Origin of the sequence: Streptomyces sp. NPDC048389, from assembly GCF_040706335.1 — a bacterium.
Classification (GTDB): domain Bacteria; phylum Actinomycetota; class Actinomycetes; order Streptomycetales; family Streptomycetaceae; genus Streptomyces.
This window is the reverse complement of sequence record NZ_JBEZKP010000013.1, coordinates 59,689-83,987: the sequence shown is the minus strand read 5'-3', so window position 1 is coordinate 83,987 and position 24,299 is coordinate 59,689. Positions and strand designations below refer to the sequence as shown.

The 24,299-nt window shown below is 67.1% G+C and carries 20 protein-coding genes, 1 other RNA gene and 1 pseudogene; 5 read left to right on the top strand and 17 right to left on the bottom strand.

Annotation, left to right across the window (positions count from 1 at the left end; translation table 11 throughout):
• Positions 1 to 74: 74 nt before the first annotated feature.
• Entirely contained in the window at positions 75 to 653 is a 579-nt protein-coding gene (locus AB0903_RS12725) for a Uma2 family endonuclease (RefSeq protein WP_366701886.1), read from the top strand.
• 30 nt (positions 654 to 683) lie between these two features.
• An RNA gene (rnpB, locus tag AB0903_RS12720) (RNase P RNA component class A) lies at positions 684 to 1,087 on the top strand.
• Positions 1,088 to 1,303: 216 nt separating this feature from the next.
• On the opposite strand, the gene AB0903_RS12715 is transcribed toward rnpB, so the two are convergent.
• From AB0903_RS12715 to AB0903_RS12680, 8 genes and pseudogenes are all read right to left on the bottom strand, one after another.
• Positions 1,304 to 1,684 carry a UDP-N-acetylmuramoylalanyl-D-glutamate--2,6-diaminopimelate ligase gene (locus AB0903_RS12715; RefSeq protein WP_366701884.1) on the bottom strand — a complete coding sequence of 127 codons (381 nt, stop codon included), beginning with the start codon at positions 1,682 to 1,684 and terminating at the stop codon, positions 1,304 to 1,306.
• A complete protein-coding gene (locus tag AB0903_RS12710) occupies positions 1,684 to 1,902 on the bottom strand; it encodes a hypothetical protein (protein WP_366701882.1) in 219 nt (72 codons plus the stop codon). Before AB0903_RS12710 ends, AB0903_RS12715 begins: the two co-directional genes overlap by 1 nt.
• An 83-nt stretch (positions 1,903 to 1,985) precedes the next feature.
• Positions 1,986 to 2,528, bottom strand: coding sequence for an NUDIX hydrolase (locus AB0903_RS12705; protein ID WP_366701880.1), 543 nt, complete (start codon positions 2,526 to 2,528; stop codon positions 1,986 to 1,988).
• On the bottom strand, positions 2,525 to 2,914 hold the full coding sequence (locus tag AB0903_RS12700) for a hypothetical protein (RefSeq protein WP_366701878.1): 390 nt from the start codon (positions 2,912 to 2,914) through the stop codon (positions 2,525 to 2,527). The genes AB0903_RS12705 and AB0903_RS12700 overlap by 4 nt, the downstream gene beginning before the upstream one ends.
• Positions 2,915 to 3,008: 94 nt before the next feature.
• A complete protein-coding gene (locus AB0903_RS12695; protein ID WP_366701876.1) occupies positions 3,009 to 3,854 on the bottom strand; it encodes a helix-turn-helix transcriptional regulator in 846 nt (281 codons plus the stop codon).
• Positions 3,855 to 3,873: 19 nt separating this feature from the next.
• Positions 3,874 to 4,386, bottom strand: a complete 513-nt coding sequence (locus tag AB0903_RS12690; protein WP_366701874.1) for a DUF6879 family protein — start codon at positions 4,384 to 4,386, stop codon at positions 3,874 to 3,876.
• Positions 4,364 to 4,627 (bottom strand): hypothetical protein, encoded by a 264-nt coding sequence (locus AB0903_RS12685; RefSeq protein ID WP_366701992.1) that lies wholly within the window; start codon positions 4,625 to 4,627, stop codon positions 4,364 to 4,366. Before AB0903_RS12685 ends, AB0903_RS12690 begins: the two co-directional genes overlap by 23 nt.
• A 134-nt stretch (positions 4,628 to 4,761) precedes the next feature.
• A pseudogene (locus tag AB0903_RS12680) lies at positions 4,762 to 5,995 on the bottom strand (IS701 family transposase).
• 192 nt (positions 5,996 to 6,187) lie between these two features.
• Between AB0903_RS12680 and AB0903_RS12675 the strand changes: the two are divergent.
• Positions 6,188 to 8,287, top strand: a complete 2,100-nt coding sequence (locus AB0903_RS12675; RefSeq protein WP_366701872.1) for an AIPR family protein — start codon at positions 6,188 to 6,190, stop codon at positions 8,285 to 8,287.
• A 27-nt stretch (positions 8,288 to 8,314) separates the two neighbouring features.
• On the opposite strand, the gene AB0903_RS12670 is transcribed toward AB0903_RS12675, so the two are convergent.
• The 3 genes from AB0903_RS12670 to AB0903_RS12660 form a co-directional block, all read right to left on the bottom strand.
• Positions 8,315 to 9,931, bottom strand: coding sequence for a protein kinase (locus AB0903_RS12670; protein ID WP_366701870.1), 1,617 nt, complete (start codon positions 9,929 to 9,931; stop codon positions 8,315 to 8,317).
• 79 nt (positions 9,932 to 10,010) lie between these two features.
• A complete protein-coding gene (locus AB0903_RS12665) occupies positions 10,011 to 10,202 on the bottom strand; it encodes a hypothetical protein (protein WP_107454637.1) in 192 nt (63 codons plus the stop codon).
• Positions 10,203 to 10,214: 12 nt separating this feature from the next.
• Positions 10,215 to 11,066 carry a helix-turn-helix transcriptional regulator gene (locus AB0903_RS12660; protein ID WP_366701868.1) on the bottom strand — a complete coding sequence of 284 codons (852 nt, stop codon included), beginning with the start codon at positions 11,064 to 11,066 and terminating at the stop codon, positions 10,215 to 10,217.
• Between the two features lie 256 nt (positions 11,067 to 11,322).
• Between AB0903_RS12660 and AB0903_RS12655 the strand changes: the two genes are divergently transcribed.
• Positions 11,323 to 11,736: an ATP-binding protein gene (locus AB0903_RS12655; protein ID WP_366701866.1), complete on the top strand. Its 414-nt coding sequence runs from the start codon at positions 11,323 to 11,325 to the stop codon at positions 11,734 to 11,736.
• A gap of 43 nt (positions 11,737 to 11,779) precedes the next feature.
• Here AB0903_RS12655 and AB0903_RS12650 read toward each other — a convergent pair whose 3' ends face one another.
• From AB0903_RS12650 to AB0903_RS12625, 6 genes are all read right to left on the bottom strand, one after another.
• Positions 11,780 to 14,983, bottom strand: coding sequence for a type I restriction endonuclease (locus AB0903_RS12650; protein WP_366701864.1), 3,204 nt, complete (start codon positions 14,981 to 14,983; stop codon positions 11,780 to 11,782).
• Positions 14,984 to 14,989: 6 nt separating this feature from the next.
• Complete coding sequence (locus AB0903_RS12645; RefSeq protein WP_366701862.1) at positions 14,990 to 15,604, bottom strand: DUF4276 family protein; 615 nt, start codon at positions 15,602 to 15,604, stop codon at positions 14,990 to 14,992.
• Positions 15,601 to 16,851 (bottom strand): AAA family ATPase, encoded by a 1,251-nt coding sequence (locus AB0903_RS12640; protein WP_366701860.1) that lies wholly within the window; start codon positions 16,849 to 16,851, stop codon positions 15,601 to 15,603. The genes AB0903_RS12645 and AB0903_RS12640 overlap by 4 nt, the downstream gene beginning before the upstream one ends.
• Positions 16,852 to 16,858: 7 nt before the next feature.
• Entirely contained in the window at positions 16,859 to 18,010 is a 1,152-nt protein-coding gene (locus AB0903_RS12635) for a restriction endonuclease subunit S (RefSeq protein ID WP_366701858.1), read from the bottom strand.
• A gap of 86 nt (positions 18,011 to 18,096) precedes the next feature.
• Positions 18,097 to 20,163, bottom strand: coding sequence for a class I SAM-dependent DNA methyltransferase (locus AB0903_RS12630; protein ID WP_366701856.1), 2,067 nt, complete (start codon positions 20,161 to 20,163; stop codon positions 18,097 to 18,099).
• Positions 20,164 to 20,242: 79 nt separating this feature from the next.
• The gene (locus AB0903_RS12625) at positions 20,243 to 22,366 is read right to left on the bottom strand and encodes an N-6 DNA methylase (RefSeq protein WP_366701854.1); all 2,124 of its coding nucleotides are present in this window, start codon (positions 22,364 to 22,366) and stop codon (positions 20,243 to 20,245) included.
• A gap of 192 nt (positions 22,367 to 22,558) precedes the next feature.
• Here AB0903_RS12625 and AB0903_RS12620 point away from each other — a divergent pair, with 192 nt between their 5' ends.
• Positions 22,559 to 24,253 carry a TIGR04141 family sporadically distributed protein gene (locus AB0903_RS12620; protein ID WP_366701852.1) on the top strand — a complete coding sequence of 565 codons (1,695 nt, stop codon included), beginning with the start codon at positions 22,559 to 22,561 and terminating at the stop codon, positions 24,251 to 24,253.
• Positions 24,254 to 24,299 lie beyond the last annotated feature (46 nt).

Genomic DNA, 24,299 nt, shown 5'->3' with positions numbered 1-24,299 from the left:
GATCATGTGCCACGATCGGGGGAACGACCTCGATCCGACGGACGGCGGGTGCCTCGATGTCCGACGCTGACGACATGACTGCCATGCAACACGAACCACTCACGCGGGCGGACGTCCTGCTGGAGGGCTTCCTGGCGCTGGACACGCCGGAGGGCTTCCGCGCGGAGCTGATCGAGGGAGAGATCGTTGTGACGCCGCCGCCGGACGGGGACCACGAGAAGTGCATCGGCAGGATCGTCAAGCAGGTGGTCAGGCGATCTCGGACGGACATGGACCTCGCTGGGAACAAAGGCCTGACGTTGCGGGGCATTCCCGACAGTCCGCGAGATCATGTCATCCCGGACGGTACGTTCGCACGGGCGGAACTGGATCTGTTCGGCGGCGCCGAGCCCTGGATGCCCTGCGACGGGGTGGCGATGGTGCTTGAGGTGACCTCTACCCGCCCCATGGCCGACCGCGAGATCAAACGTCGCTGCTACGCCCGTGGAGGCATCCCGCTGTATCTCCTCGTGGACAGGGACACCTCCTCCGTGACGCTCTTCACGGACCCGGAGGGCGGCGACTATCGCGAGCAGCACACGGTGCCGTTCGGTAAGTCCCTCCCCCTCCCCGAGCCCTTCGGCTTCGACCTGGAGACGGCCGACTTCCTCTGAATCGGCAGGTAGCATGGCCCCCACGGCAGACGAGCCGGGCGGACGGCCGCGTGGGGTCCCGAGAGGGGCCTCCCGAGGAACGTCCGGGCTCCACAGGGCAGGGTGGTGGCTAACGGCCACCCGGGGTGACCCGCGGGACAGTGCCACAGAAAACAGACCGCCGGGGACCTCGGTCCTCGGTAAGGGTGAAACGGTGGTGTAAGAGACCACCAGCGCCTGAGGTGACTCAGGCGGCTAGGTAAACCCCACCCGGAGCAAGGTCAAGAGGGGCCGCCGCGAGGTGGTCCTGCGCGGACGTACGAGGGCTGCCCGCCCGAGTCCGCGGGTAGACCGCACGAGGCCGGCGGCAACGCCGGTCCTAGATGGATGGCCGTCGCCCCGACGACCGCGAGGTCCCGGGTGCACAGAACCCGGCGTATAGCTTGGCTCGTCTGTCGGTAAGCCAAGGAGGGGCCCCTGATCAGGTGTTTTACCTGGTCAGGGGCCACTTCTATGCCTCTGTGGCCGAGTGATCGGTGCTCACTCTTTGTGAACTTTTCCGGGTGTTTCTCAGTGCTGTGTGGCGATCCTGTGGCGGCGGGTCGGCGACCGAGGAAGTCTCCAGCACGGCGTAGCGGTGTGCTGGGCGAGTTGGGGTCCGGGCGCCAGCCTCAGGTGAGGTGCTGGCCGGACAGATCCGTAACGGGCTGGCCCGTGAGGGATTGAGCGATCTGCCAGAGCTGGCCGCCCCGCGACGCCTTAATGAGCACCCTGTCTCCCGGCTGAAGAATTGTGTGCAGGAGGGCGGCGGCGGTCTTGTTGTCTCCCACCGTCGCCACGTCGGGCACGCCTGCGGCGCCGGCAGCGAGGGCGAGCTGCTTCGCAAGGTCTCCGCCGATTGCGAGGACGAGATCGACACCGACTTCGGCGGCGAAGCGCCCGATCCCTCGGTGCGCTTCTACTGCCTCGTCACCCAGCTCAAGCATTTCCCCGAGCACGGCGATCCTCCGGCCACCTTCGACCTCGGTCGTTTCGCCGATTGCCTCGGTCATCAGGACTCTCCGTCGCTCAGGGGCGCGAAGGTGATCGCGCGGCCGGTGTACGAGTGCGCCAGGCGGCTGAGCGGAACGCGGTCGTGTTCCTGGCCCCAGGCCGAGGGGTCGCGGAACTGGATGACCGGGTCCGGACCGTCCTCGTAGCCGCGAAGGATGATCAGGTGACCACCCTTGCGGGCGCGCGCAGCCTTGCTGCTCTGGCGCACGTACTGCATTCAGCCCCTCCAGATTCCGAACACGATGGCGCCGCCGATCAACAAGACGGCTGCCATGTAAGCGAGCTGCTGGGCGCGGTGATTCATCGGACCCCGACCAAGAGGCTCTCGACGCGACGATGGACAGCCTCGATGCCGATCTCGGAGAGGGGCATCCAAGCCGCTGCGCCCAACTCGATCGCCGAGGGGAAGAGCGCACCGGTGTGGGCACGGAACAGGTAGCGAATGCCGACTCGGAGGCGAGGTCCGTAGTGGTGGTGTCCTGGCCTGGTCACGTCGACCAGAAAGGCGCTCTCGGTGCCGGGTTGGGTCCACACGTCCCGAATGCCGACCTGCTCGGCCAACAGGCGCAGAGCGGCGCCGCTAAGGGTGTCGTCCTCGTCTTCGGGCTCGGCCTCGGCAAGGGCGAAGCGGGGTCCGTTCCGCAGGCAGAGGACGGAGCCCTCCTCGTTCACGACGACGGCCCCCGTCACGATGAGAGGGCAACGCTGGTCGTGGGTGCAAGCCTGGCGCCGCGAGTGGTCAACGGCGGCGTCGTACACCGGCATCAAGGCCATCCGCTCGTCCGGGTGCTCGTAGATGTAGTGGGAGAGCTCCCGGATGATCTGGTCTTCCTTGACGCTCACGGCGCACCCAGCCCGTTGCGTTCGGTGTAGATCCAGAGGAGTCGACGAGTGAGCGTTGCCACGTCCCGAAGGTGGATAAACGCTCCGAAAGCCGGAGTGTTCTCGGTCGGCCGGTTCTTGGGGTCGATCAGGTTGTTGCCCGTGCGGACGAGCTCCCGCACCTGCGGGTCATCCTCCGCACCCAAGTCCTCACCGAGCAGAGAGTTGAGCTGCTGGACGATGGCCGGCGTGACGCCGTCTATGTCCGCACGGGTCGAGGAGTCCATCCGCATGGTGAGAACGGAGTCAGTGCGCGAGGAGATCGCCTCAACGTCGATGGCAGCCGGGGGCCCATCCACCGTGTTCCCGACTAGTCCCTTTTCCTTGCCGATACTTGCCAACGTCATCACTGCCCCCTCCGGGCACGTTTTGAGCCGTGCCAATGAAGTTAGAAAGGGAGGCAGGTGGGGGGCCACGAGTGTGCCCGGACTTGCCAGCGATTCACCCTAGAGATTCGATGGCTGCGGTGATGAGTTCACGCGCAGCGGCGCCCGTGACGGCAAGTTCGGCCAGTTCAGCGAATGTCTTGGCATACATGGCAAGTTCGTGCCGCTGGACGATGGTGAGGTGTGCCGAGATCAGCTCGACGTTCACCAGCTCGTCGTCGTGGAGGAAGAACCCCTCGACGGGCCACAGGCCCGAGCGGTCGGCGTCTTGGGGGATGATGCCGATGCTGATGGACGGCAGCGCCATAGCGCTCAGCAGGTAACCGAGCTGCCCCGCCATCACGTCAGTGCCGCCGATGCGGGTTCGGAGGACGCTTTCCTCCAGGATGATGGCGAACGTGTGTTTCCCGTAGACGACCTGTTGCTTCTCGACGCGTACTTTCACTGCGGCCGGCACGTCGTCGATGATTCCTCGACGGTCGCGGAGGGAAGTCAAAAGGGCAGTGATGTAGGAGGCCGTCTGTACGGGGCCAGGAATGAGCCACGGCGAGTAAATGTGGAAGCGTTCTGTGCGCTCCCAGAGAGGGACCACAGACTCCTGGGCCAGCTTGAGGCCGTTGGCCTCCATGTCTCGCCACTCGACGTACATGCCCTCGATTCCGCGGGCCGTCGAGATGAGGTCTTCCGCTTGGCTTTGCGCGCCACAGGCCGCGCACCAAGCGCGAAGGTCGCGCTCCGAGGGGGCGCGAGTGCCCCTCTCGAAGCGCGAAGCCTTCGATTCGTGCCAGCCGCAACGTTTGGCCAACTCCCGCTTGGTGATTCCGGCGGCAAGGCGGATGTCGGCCAGTCGCTTTCCGAGCGCTTGGCGGGCTTCCTGGACGCTCGAAGATGGTGATGTCATGTCGATGTGGCTAGAGCTGTCAGATCAGCTCGAACTCTGCGTGTGGGGTGGCCCGCTGCCACACGGCTTCGAAGGCCGAGTCACAGAGCTTCGCCACCTCCGGGTCTGCTGTCAGCTCCAACAGCATGTTCTCGCCCTCGCCGTCGAAGTGGTTGACGAGTACGAGGCTGGAGTCGAACAGCCAGAAGTCATTGCCCGGAAGCGCCAGGCTGGTGGCGTCGCGGCGTGAGAGCCAGCGCACGCTTTCCCCGGCGGCGATGTTCAGCCCGTCGGTCACGTCGTACTCGAAGCGGATGTACTCGCTGACGGGCGTCGAAACAATGCGCGCCCGCCGGACTTCGACGCCCCGCGAGGTCGCTTCCGTGACGATCGCGTGCCAGTCAGCCCAGCGTTCGGCAGGGTCGAGGGCCATGCCGGCCTTCCAGTCGACGAAGGCCGGGTCGGACTTCATGTAGGCGTCGCGCATCTCCAGGTGGACGGCTGTCCTCTGGCAGTCGCGGAAAAGCTCCTCAAACGTCGGGGTCCGCGTCATCCTTCTTCACCTCCGGGTCGGCGTCCTTGGTGTCCTGCCTCAGCTCCAGGAAGAACTGCACCATGCGCCGAGGGATCTCTACCACCGACTCGTGGCCAGGAATGTCCATCTTCCCGAGACGCTCGGCGTCCTCCACTTTCCACCCCTGGACGAGGTAGCTGTCCTTCTCGTCGTCGGGGTAGATGGTGGGCGATCCGCCGCTAGGACTCTCCGGGTCTTTGCCGAGCTCAACCAGGGCCATGATGTCCTCCTCGAACGTCGGTGACGATCTGTGTGCCTGAGCTTGCCCGTGGCTACGCCGTGGAGCGAGGAACTTGCCAGAACTTGCCAGGACTTCGACGATGACCCTAGTACTCCAGCCGTAGATCGTGATCTTCATGCCCGAGTGGCTTGTTGCCGGTAGTGGCTGGCCTGGGATCGGGCCTGGTGGCGGCGCCGCCAGTTCGACCAGCCGAGCCGGTGTGCAGCTGTATGGACGGGGCGGACGACGAGGGTGATGAACAGGCGCTGGATCTCGTTGCAGGTGAGCGGGGTGAGGGCATCGGGTGCGGGGCGGGTGTGCTCAGTCCGCGCGTACGACGGCGAGGAAGGCGTGCGCGAGCATGGCGAGGGTGACCCAGCGGGACCAGGAGGTACAGCGGCGGACCTGGTGCTCGTCGAGTGCGGCCAGGCCCGTGCCCGACTGGAAGAACTCCTCCACCCGCCACCTTGATGCAGCGACTTTGACCAGCACGGTCAGCGGCACGGATGCGGGCGAGTAGCAGCGATAGTAGGCGAGTTCGCCGGTGCTGCGGTTGCGGCGGATCAGCAGCCGGCGGCTGCCGGGGCGGGGGTCGGCGAGGTCGATGACTGCCCAGTTGTAGAAGCGGTGGCCCTTGGCCCCTGCCCCTGCGGAGAGCTTCTGCCAAGCCCGCTTGGGCACCTTCTTGGCCAGGATGTCCGCACGGAACTTCCCTGCACCGGTGGTGACTTCGTGCGAGCAGGCCACCGCGAGAACGTAGCCGGTGCCGCGTTCCTCCAGTGCGGTTCGCAGCTTGGGGTTGCCGCCGTAGACCTCGTCGCCGGCAACCCAGGCAGCCTGGTGGCCGGCGTCCGGGAACCGGGCGATCATACGAGTGGCCGGCTCCGGCTTGGTGGCGAAGGCGGCTTCCTCCGCAAGGCCCGCGGCGCGGCAGCGGTCGGGGTCGGAGGTCCAGGAACGCGGAACGCAGAGTTCCCGGTCCACTGCGGCGTGGCCGCGCTGACCTGCGTAGACCAGGTAGACGGTGACTTGGGAGTTCTCGATCCGGCCGGCGGTGCCGGTGTACTGGCGTTGGACGCCGACCGTGCCGGTGCCCTTCTTCACGTCGCCGGTCTCGTCGACGACCAGCACCGCCCGGTCGTCGTGCAGGTGCTCCACCACGTAGCCGCATACGTCGTCGCGGACCTGATCGGCATCCCACCTGGCCCTGCCCAACAGGTGCTGCATGCCGTCCGGAGTGCTCTCGCCGGCCCACTCGGCGATGGTCCAGCAGTTCTTGCGTGGCAGGTCGGCCAGTAGACCGAGGACCAACCGCGCCGCCCTGCGCCGGGGTTCGACCCGGGCGAAGCGGCCGGCGATCCGGCTCATCAGGCCCTCGAACGCGTCCCGCCAACGGGCGGGATCTATGCTGTGACCTGCGGCCACCGTCTCTTCGTTAGTCCACACAACTCACGATGATCAACGGTGGCCGCACCCATGCCCGCACCGGCCCCTACCAGCAGGATCACGATCTACGGCTGCTAGGCCATCAACAAGACACCAGTGGGAAGGCAACCATCCATGGCCACCTCGGGGGCGGACACACCTCGCCAGGTAACGCAGGTCCGCGAGCAGCTGCACGAGACATTCGGCGGGGTGATAGACGACAGCGACATCGCCCACTTCCGAGGGGGCAACTACGAACAGCGCTTCCTCTCCCGTGCCCTCGCGGCCCTCGCGGTACGGCGCTTGGCCCAATGCACTGTGGCCGAGGCGGCCCGGTTTGTCACGGACGGCATCGCGGACCAGGGATTGGACGCCATCGCCCCCCTGCCGGAGAGCGGGCAGGCCCTGCTCGTCCAGGCGAAGTGGAGCGACAAGGGCACGGCGACCTTCGATGTGGACGCCGCCAAGGCGATGGTGGATGGCCTGAACCGGATCGAGAACGAACTGTACGACCAGTTCAACCAGCGTGCAGGCGCCCTCGCTCTGGAAGCCAGGCCGTTCATCGTCAACAAGAAGGCCACTCTGCTCATCGCGCTGATGGGCACCGTGGAGCCCTCGCCGCCGGCGCTCGAGGTTCTCAACAACGCTCTCGACGAGTTCAACAAGCACGGTGCCCGCTTGAGTGTCGAGGTGCTGTACGCCGCGGACTTCCATGACCAGATCCACGCGGATCTTCGGCCGGAGCCGATCTGCCTGGATGTACGCCTTGACGACTGGTACCAGCAGAAGGGACCACTCGAGGCCTACCAGGGCACGGTCTCCGCCGAGAGCGTCGCCGAGTGGTACGAGACGCACGGGACCGGCCTGTTCGAGCAGAACCTCCGGGCCCCGCTCGGGACCACTCTCACGAATGCGGAGATCGGTCAGACCCTTACGTCCGATCCCACGAAATTCTGGCACCTGAACAACGGCATCACCATGATCTGCGACTCGCTCACGGCCAAGCACGACAGCGCCAAGGCACCGCAGAGCAGGCCGACCACGCTCACCGTGGCCGGGGCGAGCATCGTGAACGGTGCTCAGACCGTACGGGCTGTCGCCAGGGCCATGCACGACGACGGTGAGGCCGCGGCCAACGCCACCCTGAGCATCAAGGTCATCAACACGCATGAAGACCGGGAATTCGGCGTCCAGGTCTCGCAGGCGGCGAACCGGCAGAACGCCATCGAGCAGCGCGATCACATCTCGCTCGAGCCTGTGCACCAGGCGATCAAGGCCAACCTTCGCGCCGAACTGCGAAAGCAGTACGTGATCAAGCGCGGCGAGCCGGTCGCCGCGCCCGAGACCGGCTGTTCACTGGACGAACTCGCTCTCGCACTCGCATGCCTGTACCCGGATGCGGGACAGGCCGCCCGGGCCGCCAGTTCGACGGAGAACCTCTGGGAGCAGGGTCCCAAGGGCAGCCACACCCTGCTGTTCAAACGCGAACCCTCCCCCCAGAAGGTGTGGCGCTCCGTGCTCACGCTGCGCGCGGCACGGAGCGCGGTCTACGAACTGGGCAGCGGTCAGAACAGCCGCGAGGCCGCGACCACCGAGCACGGTGGCTTCCTCGTCACCCACCTGATCTTCCAGCATCTCGGCGCCACGAGTATCGATGACCCCGACTTCGACTGGGACAGCGAGGTCCTGGAGAGGATTCCCGCCCTCGTACCGGATCTGGTGCGTCGGCTGACCCATCAGATTGTCACTCGTTACGGGCCGCGTCCGCAGATCAGGACTGCCTTCCAGACCGCGGAGACGTGTCGGGAGCTCGCGAAGCATGTCCTCGGCGACCTGGCCGATGGCGTCGCCGTTCCCGCGCCTCCCGCGAAGGAGCGCAAGCCGCGGCGCCCGAACACCGTGCCGCTCCTTGTCGACCGCCGTGTCATCAAGGACGGAGCCCCCCTCCTTTACGTGGCTCTGAACGAGCCCGAGCGCGACGCCATGGAGGAGTGGCTTGTCCAAGATGAACGCCGACGCCAGGCGACCTGGGTCAATCACCGGACCAAGTCGATCCTGTGGGCGTACGACGAGCAGCAGTACTCGCCGTCCGGGCTGGTGTCGAAGATGTGGGCGGACGCCGACTGGGGCGACCGCCCGGTTGCCAATCAGGGTACGGCTCGCTGGTTCCAGTCGGATGGCCTGAGCCTGTGGGATCTGGCTCAGCGCATCCACAGCGAAGAGGACGAGGCCTGACGGCGTGAACACCGCACCGGCAGGACGTCAGTAAGGGCGCAGTCCCTCCGGGCCGCGCACTCGGGCGAGGAGATTGGCGACTTCGTGGGTCTCCTCATGGTCCTCGCCGAGCAGGACGCACATGTCCTCGTGGAGGGCGTCGAGGACCCCCTCGGCCTCGGCGCGGCGGCCTTCGGAGAAGAGGAGCACGCCGATACTCCGGCGCAGGTCGAGAGCGGTTTCGGAGGCGTCCCCGGCCGCGTCGGACACGACTTCCAGTACCTCCTGGAACTCCCGCAGAGCGACGGTTGCCTGACCGAGGTTGGCCCGGCAGTGGGCGGCGTGCCGACGGCATTCCAGCGTGCTCTCGTCGGCCGGTCCGACTGTACGGGCGTAGACGGCGGCCAGAGCGTCGAACTCGGGCAACGCACGCCGGAAGTCCTCGCCGGCCATGAGGACCGCCGCGCGCTGCCGCCGCAGACCGAGCACACGGGAGTTGTGTGCACCGAGGGTCGTGGCCGCTGTGGCGATCACTGCCTTGAGGACATCGGCGGCCTGGGCGAACCGCCCGCTCTCGGCGAGGTCCGCGGACCGGGCATAGGCGTCCCGGATCGCGTCCCGCAGCGCGGTGTCGACGCGCGCCGGGACCGGTACGGGAGCCACCGGCCCGAGCGAGGGCGCGGGTGGCGTGGGCCGCCGCAGGGGTGCGTTCGGCTGTCGGTACACCACCGTCGGGTCGGGAACTGCGGAAGGGGCGCCGTCGTGGGCGAGGGCCAAGGGTTCGGCTGCCGATCCCGGTTGCGGCAGGTGCGGCGACAGGCGTTCGTACACCGCGTGCGCGTCGGCCGGACGCTGCTCGGGCACCTTGGCCAGCAGGTCCAGGACCAGCGCCTCCAGGTCCTCCGGCACCTCGGGCCGCAGGGTGCGCAACGGTTTCGGCGGCACGTTCATGTGCTGGTGCAGAAGCTGGTACTCGTTGTCGCCGCAGAAGACCGGCTCTCCGGCGAGAAGTTCGTGCAGCACGCAGCCGAGCGCGTAGAGGTCGCTCAGCGGTGTGATCTGCGCGCAGTCGATCTGCTCGGGCGGCATGTAACGGCTGGTGCCGATCCGGCTGCCCGTGGCCGTGAGTCGGGTGACGTCCGTGCGCAGCAGTTTCGCGATGCCGAAATCCAGCACCTTGACCGTGCCGTCAGCGGCGATCAGGACGTTGTCCGGCTTCAGGTCGCGGTGCACGACAGGGATGGCGTGCGCGTACGAAAGGACCGTGCAGATCTGCGCCGCGATCGACGCGGCCCAGCTCACCGGCAGCAGCGTCGCCGTTCCGTCCTCCGCGCCGGCCAGCACCCTGCGTAGGGAGACCCCGCGCACGTACTCCATCACCAGGTACAGCCGGTCGTACGACGCCTCGTCCAGTACCGCGTCGAACACCTGCGGCACCCCGTGATGCCCGATCCGAGCGGTGACGCGGGCCTCGCGTTCGAAGCGGCGGGTGAACTCCTCGGCCTGCGCGGGCGATGCGACGACGTCGGGCCGGATGAGCTTGACCGCGATCTCCCGGTCGAGGACGGCGTCGTAGCCGCGCCAGACCGTGCCCATACCGCCGGACTCGATCTCCTCGATCAGCTCATAGCGGCCCTGCTCGCCGATTCTCCCTGCCTGCGACACGCGATGCGCCCCCGTCGTCCTGATGCCACGTCAGCCGATCGCTGTACACGGTACCCATTCGCGGGGCGCGCGACAGGAGTTACAGCAGGTGGTCGGCCTTGCCCGCCTTGATGTCGGTGATGAGGGTGCGCAGGGCTTCGAGGGAGTCGGTGAGGTACCGGTCCTCTTGCCCGTTGACGGCTATGTAGCCGTTGCCGTCGGCGTCGGTGCCGAGGCGGAAGCAGGAGCTGCCCTCGCCGCAGAACGGGGCATCCCAGGTGATGTCAGCCATCTTGGCTTCTCCTCATAGTTGTTGGGCGATCTGGCGGATGAAGTCGCGGGACCGTTCTGGAGACAGTGCCAAGTCTTCCAACAGGTCGAGTTGTGCCCGATATTTCGCGAGCTGGCCCTCAGCATGCAGGAAGACAGGACCATGAGAGTTGTCCACCTGCACGGTATCGAGCTGCTGCACAGGGCCCTCGGTGTAGACGACTGTGTGTCCTGCCCCGGGGAAGGCGCCGTGGCTGAACGGGACGACGAGCACTGTGACGTTGTCCCGCTCGGAGACCTCCAGCAGATACTCCAACTGTGCCTGGGCAACGTCTCGTCCGCCGAACTGCATGCGCAGCGCCGCCTCGTGGATCACAGCCACGTACGGGGCCGGGTTGTCGCCGATGATCACCTTCTGGCGCTCCGAACGGTGTGCCAGTCGGAGAGCGACCTCATGCTCGGGAAGTTGCGGGACGACGGCGCGGAAGATGGCCATGGCGTGCGCCGATGTCTGGAGCAGCCCTGGCACGTGCACGGTGTTCGCGCCCCGCAGACGCACTGCGCTGGCCTCCGTTTCGGAAATGTCCAGCAGGCCTTGAGGCAAGCTACCCCGGTAGCGCTCCCACCACCCTGCTTCGCTCGGCTCCGCCATCTCGGCCAAGGCGTCGATGTACTTCTCGTCGGTGCAGTCGCAGTTGCAGGCCAGCGTACGCAGCCGTTCGGCGTTGATTCCGCGCAGTCCGGACTCCATGTTGGAGATCCTGCTCCGATCGACGCCGAGGAGCCCCGCGGCGTATTCCGCCGACATGCCGGCCTTGGTGCGCATCCTGCGCAGTTCACTTCCCAGGCGCTTCTGCCGTTGGGTGAGGATCGTTCTTGGTGGCATGTCGTACCTTCCGTGCCGCGAGGCGTTCGTCGCATGGGTTTCGATGGGCGCCAGTTCACCGTATCGAGGCCATTGTTGCGAATGGCATGGCAAATATGGCCCCCATCTCCTACCGTGAGTATCGCGCACGCTACACACCGCAATGCCGGAAGCGCACCGCGCGAGCATGCCCGTCCGCCCTGGGACGGGTGTGCCCGCGACCAGGGCGGTAAGCCACCGGCGACCCCAAAACCCTCACAGAGTCGTGGAGTTCGCCATGCCCGAGATCCCCCTCGTCCCTGACTACTGGCGCTTCCCCGCCCACCCCGCCTCCGTACGGCGGGCCCGGCACGCCGTCGCCGCATCGCTGCCGCACGGTCTTCGGCCCCATCTCGGCGATGACCTGGGACTGTTGACCTCGGAGCTGGTCACCAACGCCATCCGCCACGGTGCCTGCGGGGAGGACGGAGACCTCGTCGAACTCGTCATGTGGCCCGCCGACGGACACTACTGGCTCGCCGTTTCCGACCCGGGTCCGGGTAAGCCGGCACTGGCCCACCCGGACACGACCTCCGAGTGCGGTCGGGGTCTGATCCTCGTCAACAGCCTCGCCACCGCCTGGACCGTCCGGCCCCGCCCCACGCGCGGTACGTCCGTGATCGCCGGGCTCTCGTTCCACCAGGGAGGCTGACCGGGGGAGTGGTCGGCAGGGAGGGGACGGAGGGCCGGACGGGTCAGGCCGCCTCGTCGTCGATGTTCTCCTCCCGGCGGATCATCCGCCAGGCAGCCCGGCGCGCACTCTGGTTGAGTGACTGCTTGAAACTGTCGTCGTGGCTGAAGTACTGCCGCCCCATGTCGGCGATGGTGTCGATGTGCTCGGCCATCTTGTCCTCGAAGACCTCGTCGAAGACGAGACCGAAGTTCTCCTCGTCGTTGACGGCGGCGGCCCGTACCTTCGGGTCCGCCTTCGCCTCCGAGAACGGCGTGATCACGTCCTGATCGGTGAAGTCGGTGCCGAACTTGTCGTTGAACTTCTCGATCAGCTCCGACAGCAGCGACTTCTCCTGCTCCTTGGCGCCGCCCCCACCTTCACCGAAGCCGCGCAGCTCCGCCGCTCCCTCGGCGGTCAGCGCGAGGTCGTGCTCGCCGGTCTTCTGGATGCGCAGGTGACTGAGGTCGACGTCACCTATGTCCACGCCGCCGTCTCCGCGCCGCGGCAGACGGTTGAGCAGGTGGCGGCCGTAGAGGTAGAGGCATTCGAGGTCGGCGTCGCGGTAGGGCACGATCTGCGAGAGGAAGCCGTACTTCCGTACGTAGTCGTTGAGATCCGCGCGGAACTGCTCGGCGGCCTCCGCGGCTTCCTCGTCGGGGTCGCCCGCCTCGTCCTTGCGGTCCAGCAGCTCGGTGAACCGCCCGACGGCTGGACCCAGATGCCGGTACAACTCGGCGTGCAGCTTCTCCCAGCGGGTCACCGAGCCCGCCGCCTTCTCCTCGGCCGCCAGATAGGCATCCGCGAACTCCCGCATCTCCTCCTCGACGAGGATGTCGGGCTGCATGACCTGGCTCTGCGCGGTGTAGAGAAGGTTGGGGTCGGAGGGGAGGGTGTTCGCCTCCTCGAAGTACGGGCGGAAGGACTCCTTGATGTCCTCGGCGTCGTTGACGAAGTCCAGTACGGCCAAATCCGCCTGCGACTTGCGGTCGGCGGTGCGGTTCAGACGGGAGAGGGTCTGGACGGCGCTGATGCCCGCGAGCTTCTTGTTCACGTACATCGTGGTGAGCAGCGGCTGGTCGAAGCCGGTCTGGTACTTCTCGGCGACGACCAGGATGCGGTACTCGCGCTGTGTCGCCGTCCCGCCCGTGCGCACGGCCTTGTCGTCCTTGCGTGTGTACGCGAACGCCTTCGGCAGCGCTGACTCGGCGAGGCCGCCGTTCTCCTTCGGCTCGGTGATCTCCTCGCCGTCGTACGTCAGGCTGCCGGAGAACGCGACCAGGACGCCGGGGTCGGCGTACGCGTTGTCGCCGATGTACTTCCTGATGGCACGGGCCATCTGCACGGCGCTGTGCCGGGAGGCCGTCACCACCATGGCCTTGGCACGTCCGCCGAGCCGGCCGGCGGTGTGTGTACGGAAGTGCTCGACGATCACCTGCGCCTGCTGGGTCACGGTGGAGTCGTGCGTGAGCGCGTACCGGGCGAGCAGCGGATTCGCCTTGGACGGGTCCACCTCGCGCTCGTCCGGGTTCTTGTTCACCAGCTTCCAGTACGTGTCGTACGTGACGTAGGTGCGCAGGGGATCGAGGATGAACCCTTCCTCGATGGCCTGGCGCATCGAGTACGTGTGGAAGGGGACGTACGCCGGTTTGCCGTCGACGGTGTCCAGGGTGCCGAAGAGTTCGAGTGTCTTGGCCTTGGGCGTGGCCGTGAACGCGAAGTAGGAGAGGTTGGAGGCCTTGCTGCGCTGGGTGGCCTTGCGGATGAGCCTGGCTTCGGTGGTGGCCGCCGCCGCTTCCACCTCGGTCGCCCCGGCCTCGTCGGAGTCCGAGTCCAGACCGAGGTCACGCAGCGCCGCGCGGACGGCCGTGGCCGCGTCGCCGGACTGCGAGGAGTGCGCCTCGTCCACGATGATCGCGAAGTTGCGGCCCTGTATCTCTGTGGGGTTGCGGCGCAGGTAGTCGATGAGGGCGGGGAAGGTGTGCAGCGTGACCGTGATGATCTTCCCGGTCTCGCGGGACAGCGCCTTGGCGAGTTGGTCGGACTTTGCGCCGTGCTTCTCGTCGATCTTCACGACCAGACCGGCGGTCTTCTCGAAACTGCCCACCGTCTCGCGGAGCTGGGCGTCGAGATTGCGGCGGTCGGTGATGATCACGACCTTGTCGAACACGGGCGCACCGGGCTTGAGCCCGGCGGCCAGGGCATCGGGGTCGATCTCGGCGGGGTCGGCGGGCGTGTGCAGCGACGACAGGCGGTGCGCCAGCCACCCGATGGTGTTCGACTTGCCGGAACCGGCGGAGGCCATTCCGAGGTAGTTGTGACCGGCACCCTGGCGGGCGGCGTGGTCGGCGAGCTTCTTGACGATGTCCCACTGGTGGTAGCGCGGGAAGATCAGCTTCTTGCGTGTCCGCCCGTCCGCGCCCTTCTCCCTGCTGAGGTGCACGAACCGCTCGATCAGGTCCAGCCAGGTGTCCCGCTCCCAGATCTGTTCCCAGAGGTAGGAAGTCGCGTACGTCCCGGGGACGGTGGGCGCCGGATTTCCCGCGCCGCCGGGCTTCCCCGGTCCCTCCGAGCCCGTGTTGAAGGGCAGGAACCGCGTGAGCTTGCCGCGCAGTTCAGGCGCGACGAACACCAGGTCCGTGTCCACGGCGAAGTTCGCGATCACCCGCCGTGCGAAGATCAGCTCGGTGGGGTCGCGGTCCATGCGGTACTGGTCCTTGGCCGCCTCCACGCCCTGGCGCGTGAGGGCGTTCTTCAACTCTGCGGTCGCCAGCGGGATTCCGTTGAGGAAGAGGGTGAGGTCGAGGCGCTTGCCCTTGTCCGTCTGCTTGGCGGCGTACTCCAGCTCCTTGACGAAGGTCAGCCGGTTCGCCCGGTAGTCGTCGAGGACCGCGTCCGACGCGATGAGCGACGGCTTGAAGTACGCGAGCCTGATCAGGACACCGTGGTCCTTCACGCCCTTGCGGAGTACGTCCAGCACACCGTCGGTGCCGATCGCCTGGTCCACGCGCTTGGCGAACCCGGCCTGGGCGGTGTTGGGATCACCGCCGTAGCGAGCGATCAGTTCGGCCCAGTCGTCGGCTTGGGTCTTGCCGATGAACTCGAAGAGCTGGGCGGTGTCCAGGCCGAGGTGGGGTTGGTAGTGCGACCGGTTTCCCTCGGTCCACCCGCGCTCCAACATGGCGGCGGCTATGGCGTTCCCGAATGCTGCTTCGTCGTGGACGGACATGAGTTGCTATTCCCCCCGCTTTCCGGTGATCAGGTACGTGATGTCGCGGCAGAACTTGTTGAAGGACGGTGAGTTGGCGCGGGCCAGGGCGAGATCCATGTCCTGGGTCAGTGCCGGCTGGTCCACGCGGGGGCGGTAGCGCACTCCGTCGCGCCGGTGGTGGGTCAGCCAGCCCTTGCAGTCGCGTAACGTCTCGCTGTTGGGCGGGATCTCCAGGTGCTCGGTGAGGCCCGCCCGGCCGCCGAGGGAGGGCGCTGACGCGAGGAACCACGCCTCGAACTCCCGGTTCGCCAGTACGACGGCCGTGCGGCGGTCCGGGCGGGCTGCTTGGACCCGGGCCAGCAGCGAAGGCCCGAGGCTGGCCGGGCAGTCGTCGTCGGCGTCGATCACGACGAGGATGCCACCCGGATGTTCGGCGGGTACGCGTCGCGCCTGGGCCTCCACGGCGGCTTCCAGACCGCCCGGCCGGACGAGTCGGCCGCGGTCGACCAGGAAGGGCGGCTGGATGTCCGCGTCCCAGATCTCCGCCTCGTACATCAGCCTTCGGAGGAGGACGGGGAGTGCGCTGATCTCGCCCTCGCCCTCGACGACGGAGGCGATCGTGACTCTCGGCTGGTTCACTCCTCACCCTCCGGCTGCTCGTCCGGTCGGGCGGGAGGTTCGACGACCGGGCGCAACTGGTCGGAGCGCAGCAGTTCGGCGGTGGTCGCCAGACCGTCGGCCACGATTGACCGGCTTACGGGGTCCACCTCGCCGATCACCGTCACTCCGTGCTCGGCGGCGACCACGCGGATGGCCGACAGGTCGGCCTCCTTGCGGTCGAACAACTCCGCGCTTTGGGTGGTCGCGAAGACCTGCACGTGCTCACTTGCTTCTGTGAGCGCGTCGTAGAGAGCCCCGGCCGCGAGTGGGTGCAGCGCCAACTCGGGCTCTTCGACGGCGATAAGCGGAATCCAGCCTTCACGGGCATCGGGCTGGAAAAGCGCGGTCAGCAGGCCGATGGCCCGGATGGTCCCTTCCGACATGGACTCTGCCCGGAAAACGTGCGGTTCGGTCTCGCCTTCGGTGGCGAAGTTGATCCGCGCCGCGATGTAGTCGGCGGAGGGGTCGGTGGGACCGACCTCCACGACACCGGGCACGATCACTCCGAGGTACTGCGAGACGCGGTCACGTTCCTGATCCCCGAGGGTGGCCAGGGCGGGGCCGAGGTCCCTGCCGTCTTCGCCGAGGGCTCCGGCGGTCGGCGTGTTCGGGCTGGCCTTGCGCAGATTGGCCAGGTCGGGGCTGTAGAAGAACATCTCGGTCAGTGCGTCGTGGAGTTCACCGAACGGCTCCGTGTCGGCCCTCTGCGAAAGCCCCAGCAGCTTCTGACGGCGCTTCGACCCGGTGCCGTACGGCACGAGGAACGACTCGAAGTACTCGTTGTCAGTTGCACCCTTGGCGCCAGGGTGACGCATTTCACAGTACTCATGCCGGACGCGTACACCGGACTCCGCATCCCGCCCCGCCCCGCTGACAGCCGTCGGTGCGAGGGTGATCTCGTACCGTCCTGCCCAGGGCTCTGTGTCGTGAGCGATCGCCGGCAGGTGAAATTCCAGCCCGATGGTGCAGGAGGCCGCCGGCTCAGGGACCCGGCGCAAAACCTCGTCCCACCCGCCGCGCGCTGCCACGGCCTCGGCCGGGCCGTTCACCAGCGCGTCGCGTACGAAGCGCAGGGCATCGAGGAAGTTCGACTTGCCAGCGGCGTTCAACCCGAGCAGCACGGTGAACCGGCCGAGAGTCACGTCGCAATGAGCGATGGATTTGTAGTTGTCGACTCGGACACGGGTGATGAACGGCATCGGGCGGTGAGACGCGGCGGGGCTCATGGCGCGATCATTCCTCGATCCCTCGCCCACTGGCGGTGGACACGTCGATCTGGCCGGTGACGGCGGCGGTGATGAGGGCTTGGCGACGCTCGGTGAGAACCGCCTTTTGGCGTTCCAGCTTCTTGCTCAGGCTCCTCATGGAGCTCTGGATGCGATCGATCTCTCGAATCATGTGCCTCCGCTCTTGCGGGTCCGATGGCCAAGTCAGTGAAAAGTTTCCCAGGTCTTCCATGCCAAGCGTTGGCTGGGCCGTGTCTGTGCTCGTGGCGATCAGAGCCTGCTCGTTAAATGAACTCGAGCCGATCCAGGCTTCGACAAGTTGCACTTCTACATCAGGCATGAAACGCATCGAACACACGGCTCGCGCGATGTTCGCTCCAGTCAAACTTGCGGGGGCAATTGCTGTGCGCCCAAGCGTTCCCACAACGCTCATCAGCAGATCGCCAGGCCGGACAACACTTCTGGTGTATTGCGCTGACAATTCGCTCGGGATATTGCGCAACCCATCGGCCCGTCCTTCCAAGTCAAGGAGGTCATTGACCCGGATGAAGGGGACGCCGTCATCTGTAAATACCGGAACCAGGACGCCGTAGCGAGGGCGCACAGAAAATAGATATTTGAGTCGCGTCGGAACCCCGGATCTTGCCTCTCCGAATGAGTGGTCCAGCATCGCTCGTTCGCGATCTGAGAGGAGCCTCAGTTGTGCGGACCGGGACGCGTCCAAACCGCCGATGCGGGCGGTTTCAGCGTCGAGGAAGTCGGCGATGCGGCGCTGCTCCTCCAACGGGGGCAGGCTGATTGGGAGTGCGCGTACCCGTTCAGCACTCAGATGGTAGATGTTCGCGCCTGATGAAATCGACGCAAATACTCCAGAGCCGAACGCCGAGCGAGCCCACCATTCCAGGTATCGTCCGTCAACGCCGACCCGGGGGCGAAGGCGCAACAGAGTGTTCTGGAAACAGACGATGCCCTCCAATTCACCGCGCCAAACCGCTGAAGCGCCTACGCTGCTGAGGCTCCCGCTGCCTTCGCTTACGAGGACATCGCCAGCTCGCAGCGCGAAGACATTCTGTTCGGCTGGGGTAAAGTTCATCGACTGAACATCGGCGAGGTCCAGCGTGCCGTCTTTTACGTTGGCGGCTCGCAGATAACGCACCATGTGCTCGCCCTCAGAGTGCTGAGGGGATCGTTGCCTTCCAAGAGAGACTTCCGCAGCAGAGCGGAGCGTCGTCGTGCTTGGCCCGGTCACTTCGTCACCTCACCCAGCAGCGCCTGGATCTCGCTCTCCAGAGCCTTCAACTCCGCGTCGATCTCCGCCAACGGTCGCGGCGGCTTGTACACATAGAAGTGCCGCGTGAACGGGATCTCGTACCCGACCTTCGTCTTGTTGTGGTCGATCCACGCGTCCGGCACGTGCGGCAGTACCTCCCGCCGCAAGTACTCCTCCACGTCCTCCTTCAGCGGCACGTTCTCGTAGTCCCGCAGCTCCGGGTCCGGTTCCGGCTCGCCCTTGATGCGCTGGACCTCGCCCTCTGGGTCCCGGACGCCGACCGCTTCCCGTAGCGCCTTGCCGAACGGTGCACCCGTCGGCCACAACAGGCCGGCCGCGACGACCGCGTCCTTCAGGTCGATCCACGCGTCGGACTTCGTTGTCCAGGACTTGCCGACCAGCGGGCGCAGCGCCTCCGCGAACGCCTCTGCGTCCGTGGCCCGTGTGATCGGCTTCGACGAGGTGATCGCCGCAAGCGTCTCCTCCGTCACCTCGAAGCGGAGCTTCAACGGCCGTTCGACGGTGATCCGGTGATATCCGAAGTCCTCGTTGCGGAAAATCTTGATCTTCCCGGCCCGGTCGGCCAGGTCGTGGCCGCCGCCCTTCTCCGCCGCGTCGACGACTGCCAGCGCCTCCGTGTAGAGCCTCGTGATCTCGGAGATGTGCTGCTCGCCCAGTTCCTTGCGCTTGTCCCCGAGGGACTTCCGCATCTTGCGCCAGTAGCCGCGGGCGTCCAGCAGGACGACCTTGCCGCGCCGGTCCCTGGCCTTGCGGTTGCTGAGCACCCAGAAGTACGTGGAGATCCCGGTGTTGTAGAAGAGCTGGTCGGGCAGGGCGACGATGCCCTCCAGCCAGTCGTTCTCCAGGATCCACTGCCGGATCCTGGACTCACCTGACTCTGCCGCCCCCGTGAACAGAGGGGAGCCGTTGAAGACGATCGCGATGCGGCTGCCGCCCGACCCGGACGGGTCCACCGGCTTCATCTTCGAGATCATGTGCTGGAGGAAGAGCAACGAGCCGTCGTTGATGCGGGGGAGGCCGGCCCCGAAGCGCCCGCTCTCACCGAGGCGTTCGTGCTCGTCCTCGACCGCGCCCTTGACCTTTTTCCATTCCACCCCGAACGGCGGGTTGGCCAGCAGGTAGTCGAAGGTGGCTCCGGCGTGGCCGTCGTCGCTGAACGAATTGCCGAACTTGATGTTCTCCGGGTCCTGGCCCTTGATCATCATGTCCGACCGGCAGATGGCCCAGGACTCGGGGTTGAGCTCCTGGCCGAAGACCTTGACCGTGGCGTCCCGATTGTGGGCGGTGATGTGCTCCTCGGCCGCGCTGAGCATGCCGCCGGTGCCGCAGGCCGGGTCCATGACCGTGCGGACGGTGCCCGGCAGGGCCAGCGCGTCGCTGTCCGGTGCGACGAGCAGGTTGACCATCAGCCGGATGACTTCCCGGGGCGTGAAGTGCTCACCGGCCGTCTCGTTGGACTGCTCGGCGAAGCGCCGGATCAGCTCCTCGAAGACGTAGCCCATCTGGTGGTTGGTGACGATCTCGATCGGCTTGCCGTGCTCGTCGACCACGACATTGTTGTCCGCGTCCCTCTTCACCGGCCGCAGGTCGAGGTCGGCGAACCGTCCGACCACCTGGTACAGCAGGTCCGCCGCGTCCAGCCGCTTGATCTGCTGGGCGAAGTCGTACCGCTCCAGGACTTCCCGCGCGTTGGGGGAGAAGGCGCCGTAGTACTCCGTAAGGTACTTCGCCGCGTGCGAGGCGTCGCCCGCGATGGCCTTCAGCGTGTAGGTGCTGGTGTTGTAGAAGCTGTGGCCGGACGCCTTGCGCAGGAAGCGGTCCGGGTTGATGTCCTGGCCCTCGTAGCGGGCGGCGACCTCCAGGACCTTGCCCTTGGTCGGGGCGAGGACGCACTCCAGGCGCCGCAGCACGGTGAACGGCAGGATCACCTTGCCGTAGTCGGACTGCTTGTAGTCGCCGCGCAGGAGGTCGGCGACCGACCACGCATGGTTCGCCAGTTCCGTGTGCTTACTGCTGTTCAACGCTGTCCTTCCGGAGTTTCGCCGTCCCCGAGGGACGGAGAGGTCAAGTCTGGCCGTTCGCGGTGCCGGGCCGCGCGTTTCACGCCGATCCGTGACCGTGCGGCAACAGCGCGCCGCCGGTAAGTCCGGTGGTGAGGAGACGTGTGACGTCCTCGGCGGTCTGGTCGGCACGGCGGGCGGCGGTGCGCAGCTCGTGCAGGCGGCGGAACGCGGCGCCGTAGCGCTGCTGTTCGGCGAGTGGGAGCAAAGGAACGCGTAGTCGTCGGGGGTCCACTCGAACGACGGATGTGCCGGTGGCCGCAGCGTTGACGTTCTGCTCCGCTGCGAGGAACCCGGCCAGGAACCAGGGGTCGAGTCGACGTTGATCCGGGCGGAACAGCAGCAGGTGGGGTCCGAGGGAGCAGCCTGCATCGTCCGGCTCCACGACTCGGGCCACGGCGCTGTGCCCCACCCGGAGCGTCTCTGTGAGCAGCACGTCTCTTCCCTGGATCAAGGTGAGAGCAGCGCCGGTGGGAAGGTCCGCATCCGTTCCGGACGCGGGTCGGTTCTTCATGACGTCGGTTGCCGTGAGCGTCGGTCGTCCGCCGCGTTCCGGTTCGGGCTGCGGTAGGGGTTGGCCGCTACGAGTCCGGCGGCTTCCGGGTGCGGTGCGAAGCAGACTGAGAGCGCCACCGCGCAGAAGATCCGCGACCGTTGCCGTGCGCCAGTCGCAGGGGTGGTCGTCGGCCGGTGGCCAGTCGCCTTCGGTGCTGAGGCTGGTCAGGTCCCTTGCGGCTCGGTGGAGTCGGTCGTACAGCTCCGATGCCTGCCGGGCCAGTAGGGCGGGGCGCAGAGTCTGCCGGGAAGCCGTGCGGATGTGGCGGGCCGGAGTCAGGTCCACGGCCTCGTTGAGGAGATCGGTGATCGGTACGGCGCCGGCGATGCCCGGGGCTCCGGTGAAGCCGTCCCGGTCGGCGAGATACGGCCGCCACGCCGAGAGCACGGTGTCGTCGATGGCGGCCCAGTCGAGGTCCCGGTTCCTGGCAGTGGCCGCATCGACGAGCAGAACGGTCCCCGGCGCTTCTGTCTGCGGATCGGGCCGTTCGAGCACCCACAGGTGCAGGCCGATGTGGAGCGGGGTGGCCGCGCCCTGGGGAAGTGAGATGACCGCGCGGAGGGCTCCGTCGCGTACGAGCTGAGCCCTGATACGCCGGCCGGCGGTGCGCTCCGCGACCGCGGGCGGCATGAGCAGTACGGCACGCCCCCCGGGCGCGAGATGGGCCAGACAGTGCTGGACCCAGGCGAGTTCGGGCTCGCCTTTGGGCGGCACGCCGTAGGCCCAGCGTTGGTCGTACGCCAGGTCCTCGTGCCCCCAGTCACGGACTCCGTACGGAGGATTGCAGAGGACGGCGTCAGCGGTGAGGCCCTTGAAGGCGTCCGAGCGCAGGCTGTCTCCCGCACGTACGGTGACGGCAGCCTCAGGGGCGCTCAGTCGGAGCCGTACTGCGGCCTGGGCGGCCTGTGCGGCCAGGACGTCCTGGCCGCACAGGCCGGTCGCACCGGCGGATGCCGCAGCGGCGAGCAGCGTTCCGGTACCGCACGCGGGGTCGAGAACGGTCGTCGGGAAAGCGCCCGTGCTGTCGGTCAGAAGCCGGGCCATGAGGGCGGCCAACGGTCGCGGCGTGAGGTAGGTGCCGGTGCCCCCGGTGTCCTCCAGCAGGCGTTCGGTCAGGACATCCGTCGCAGTCTCGGCGCCATCCGCGGCGACGGTCCGCAACAACGCCCTCAGCGGCCCGGCCGCCTCGGGGCCGTATGCGGTGTCCTCGGTTCCCAGGATGTCCTGGGCTCCGTCACTCGCGGCTGACCGGACCCAACGCAGAAGTGCGTCGTCACGCAGCTCGGGAAGGGCTTCGCTCTCTCTCCGGTCCAGCCGGGCGGCCGCGAGCACGACAGGGAGCAGGTGCAGGGCCAGTTCGCCGTCGCCGGGGTGGCCGCGCAGCGCAGTGCGAAGCCGGTCCGCCGGTGTGTCCTCGGGAAGTTGGCCACGGGCGTAGAGCCAGGCCCGCACCGCGTCGAGATCGTATGTGGGGCTGGCGTCCGTGCCTCCCGTAGGGGCGGGGAAGTCCGGATGGCGACGACGCCAGTTGCTCACCGTGGCGCGGGTCACGCCGGCCAGCCGGGAGATGTCGGCGGCGGTCACGAGGGCACTGGCCTGCGGGTTCATGGGCTCCTGCCGGGTGACGTGGGGCGAGCGTGCTGGACGGCTTCACTCTATACCGACCCTCAATCCGCGTGAAGTGTTTGACAGCGCTTTCAGGTGTCGCTCTACTGGTTGTGCTTTCACTTGGCTCCGGGCTTCCCCGGTCTCTCGGGCATCTCTCTGCCCACAAAGCGTCGATTCGAATGGAGCGGCACCATGGCCACCAGCACTTCCGGCACGTCCAAGCGCACCCTGTACCGGCTCACGGGTGTCGCTCCCACGATCGAGGCGATGTTCGACGTCCTCGACCCGAATCGGCTCGAAGCAGTTGACGCGGAGCTGCACTTTCCGGAGGAGCGGTTGGGTGTTCCGGCGCTGCTGGTCACCGGCAGCTTCGAGCAGCCGGTCGCGAGCTGGTGCGGCGAGATCAATCGCACGACCGGGTGCGAGGTGTCGCGGCCCGTGAACCGGTCGGCCGGGCTGCTGATGCTCGCGGTCGATGACGAGGTGTACGCCGTCGGTTACGACCAGGGCTTCCGCCTGGTGCCCGACCGGGTCAAGGACCGGCGGTTCGGGCTGAGTTTCGTGATCCGCAAGGTGGACCCCGCCCAGATCCGGGACATGGTCTCCCACACACCGGGCGGCGGCCGGACCGACATCACCCTCGTGCCCGGCGGCGCTCCGGTCTGGAGTCTGGGTGTCCAGGAGCACGCACAGATCGTGCGGCGGCTGGGTGGTCGGCTGGACGCACTCCAGCTGACGATCGCTCAGGACAACCGTACGAAGATCTCCAGCGTCGAGGGTGGTACCGGGCTGCGGATGCGCCTCGGAATCGACGCCGCGGACCTGGTCGCGGACATCCGGGCCATCGCCGGTGTCCTCCGGGACGAGGCCCCGACTCCGGAACTGGAGTTCGTCGAGCACATTGTTCCGGTCAAGGACGACGACCTCGTCGCGCGGTTGGAGGAACGGCTCGACGACATGCTCGGCGAGCAGCCGGACGGCCGTATCGCGGTCGCCGTCCCGTCCGATCGATGGGACGACTACGGCGCCGCTCAGGCGTTCGCCACCAAGGTGCACAGCAAGGACGCCTACGTCACCGACGACTTCAGCCTGGAGTACGTCCTCAACCGGGCCCGCGTGCAGAGGGCGGGAACGCGCTTCGCCGCGCTCCGGGACGGCAGTGTCACCCTCTTGGCGCACACCCGGGCGGAGAAGGCCGACGTCATCTGGACATCGAGCGTGCTGCGGTGGATCGAGGCGCAGGTGGCGCTCGGTGCGCGCCGGTACTTCCTGTTGGACGGGCAGTGGTACGAGATCGGTGAGGCGTACCTGGAGGCAATCCGTTCACAGGTGGAGCGGCTCATCACCGACGCGCCCTCGATCGACCTTCCGGCCTGGGTGCTCGGGGACAAGGAGCGGGACTACAACGAGTCGGTGCCCGACCTGCGGCCCGGGTACGTCTGCTTCGACCGTGACAACGTCCGGACCGCGCTTCACCGGGGCAACGGCGTGGAGATCTGCGACCTGCTGAGCCCGGATGACGTCCTGGTCATGGTGAAGCGGGCCAAGGGGTCCGACGCGCTGAGTCATCTGTTCGGTCAGGCCGTGGTCGCCGTGCAGAGCCTGCTCCACTCGCCGGAGGCCATGGACGGGTTCGCTCGGAAGGTGGCTACGGCCCGACCCGGCAGAGGGCTGCCGGAGGGCTTTCGGCCTTCGAAGGTCATTTTCGCGATCCTGCTGAAGAACGGAACCGATCTCACCGCCGACACACTCTTCCCGTTTTCCCAGGTCACCCTCGTGCAGGCGGCCAAGCTCCTTGAGGCGTGGGGCGTTGAAGTCGAGGTCATCGGAATCCAGGCCTCGACGGTGCCTCCGAGCCGGGCGGGAATCCGCCACCTGGCCGCGTAGACCACCGGCCGGCCCCGGCCGGTGGGCCGGAGCCGGTGTGGTGCGG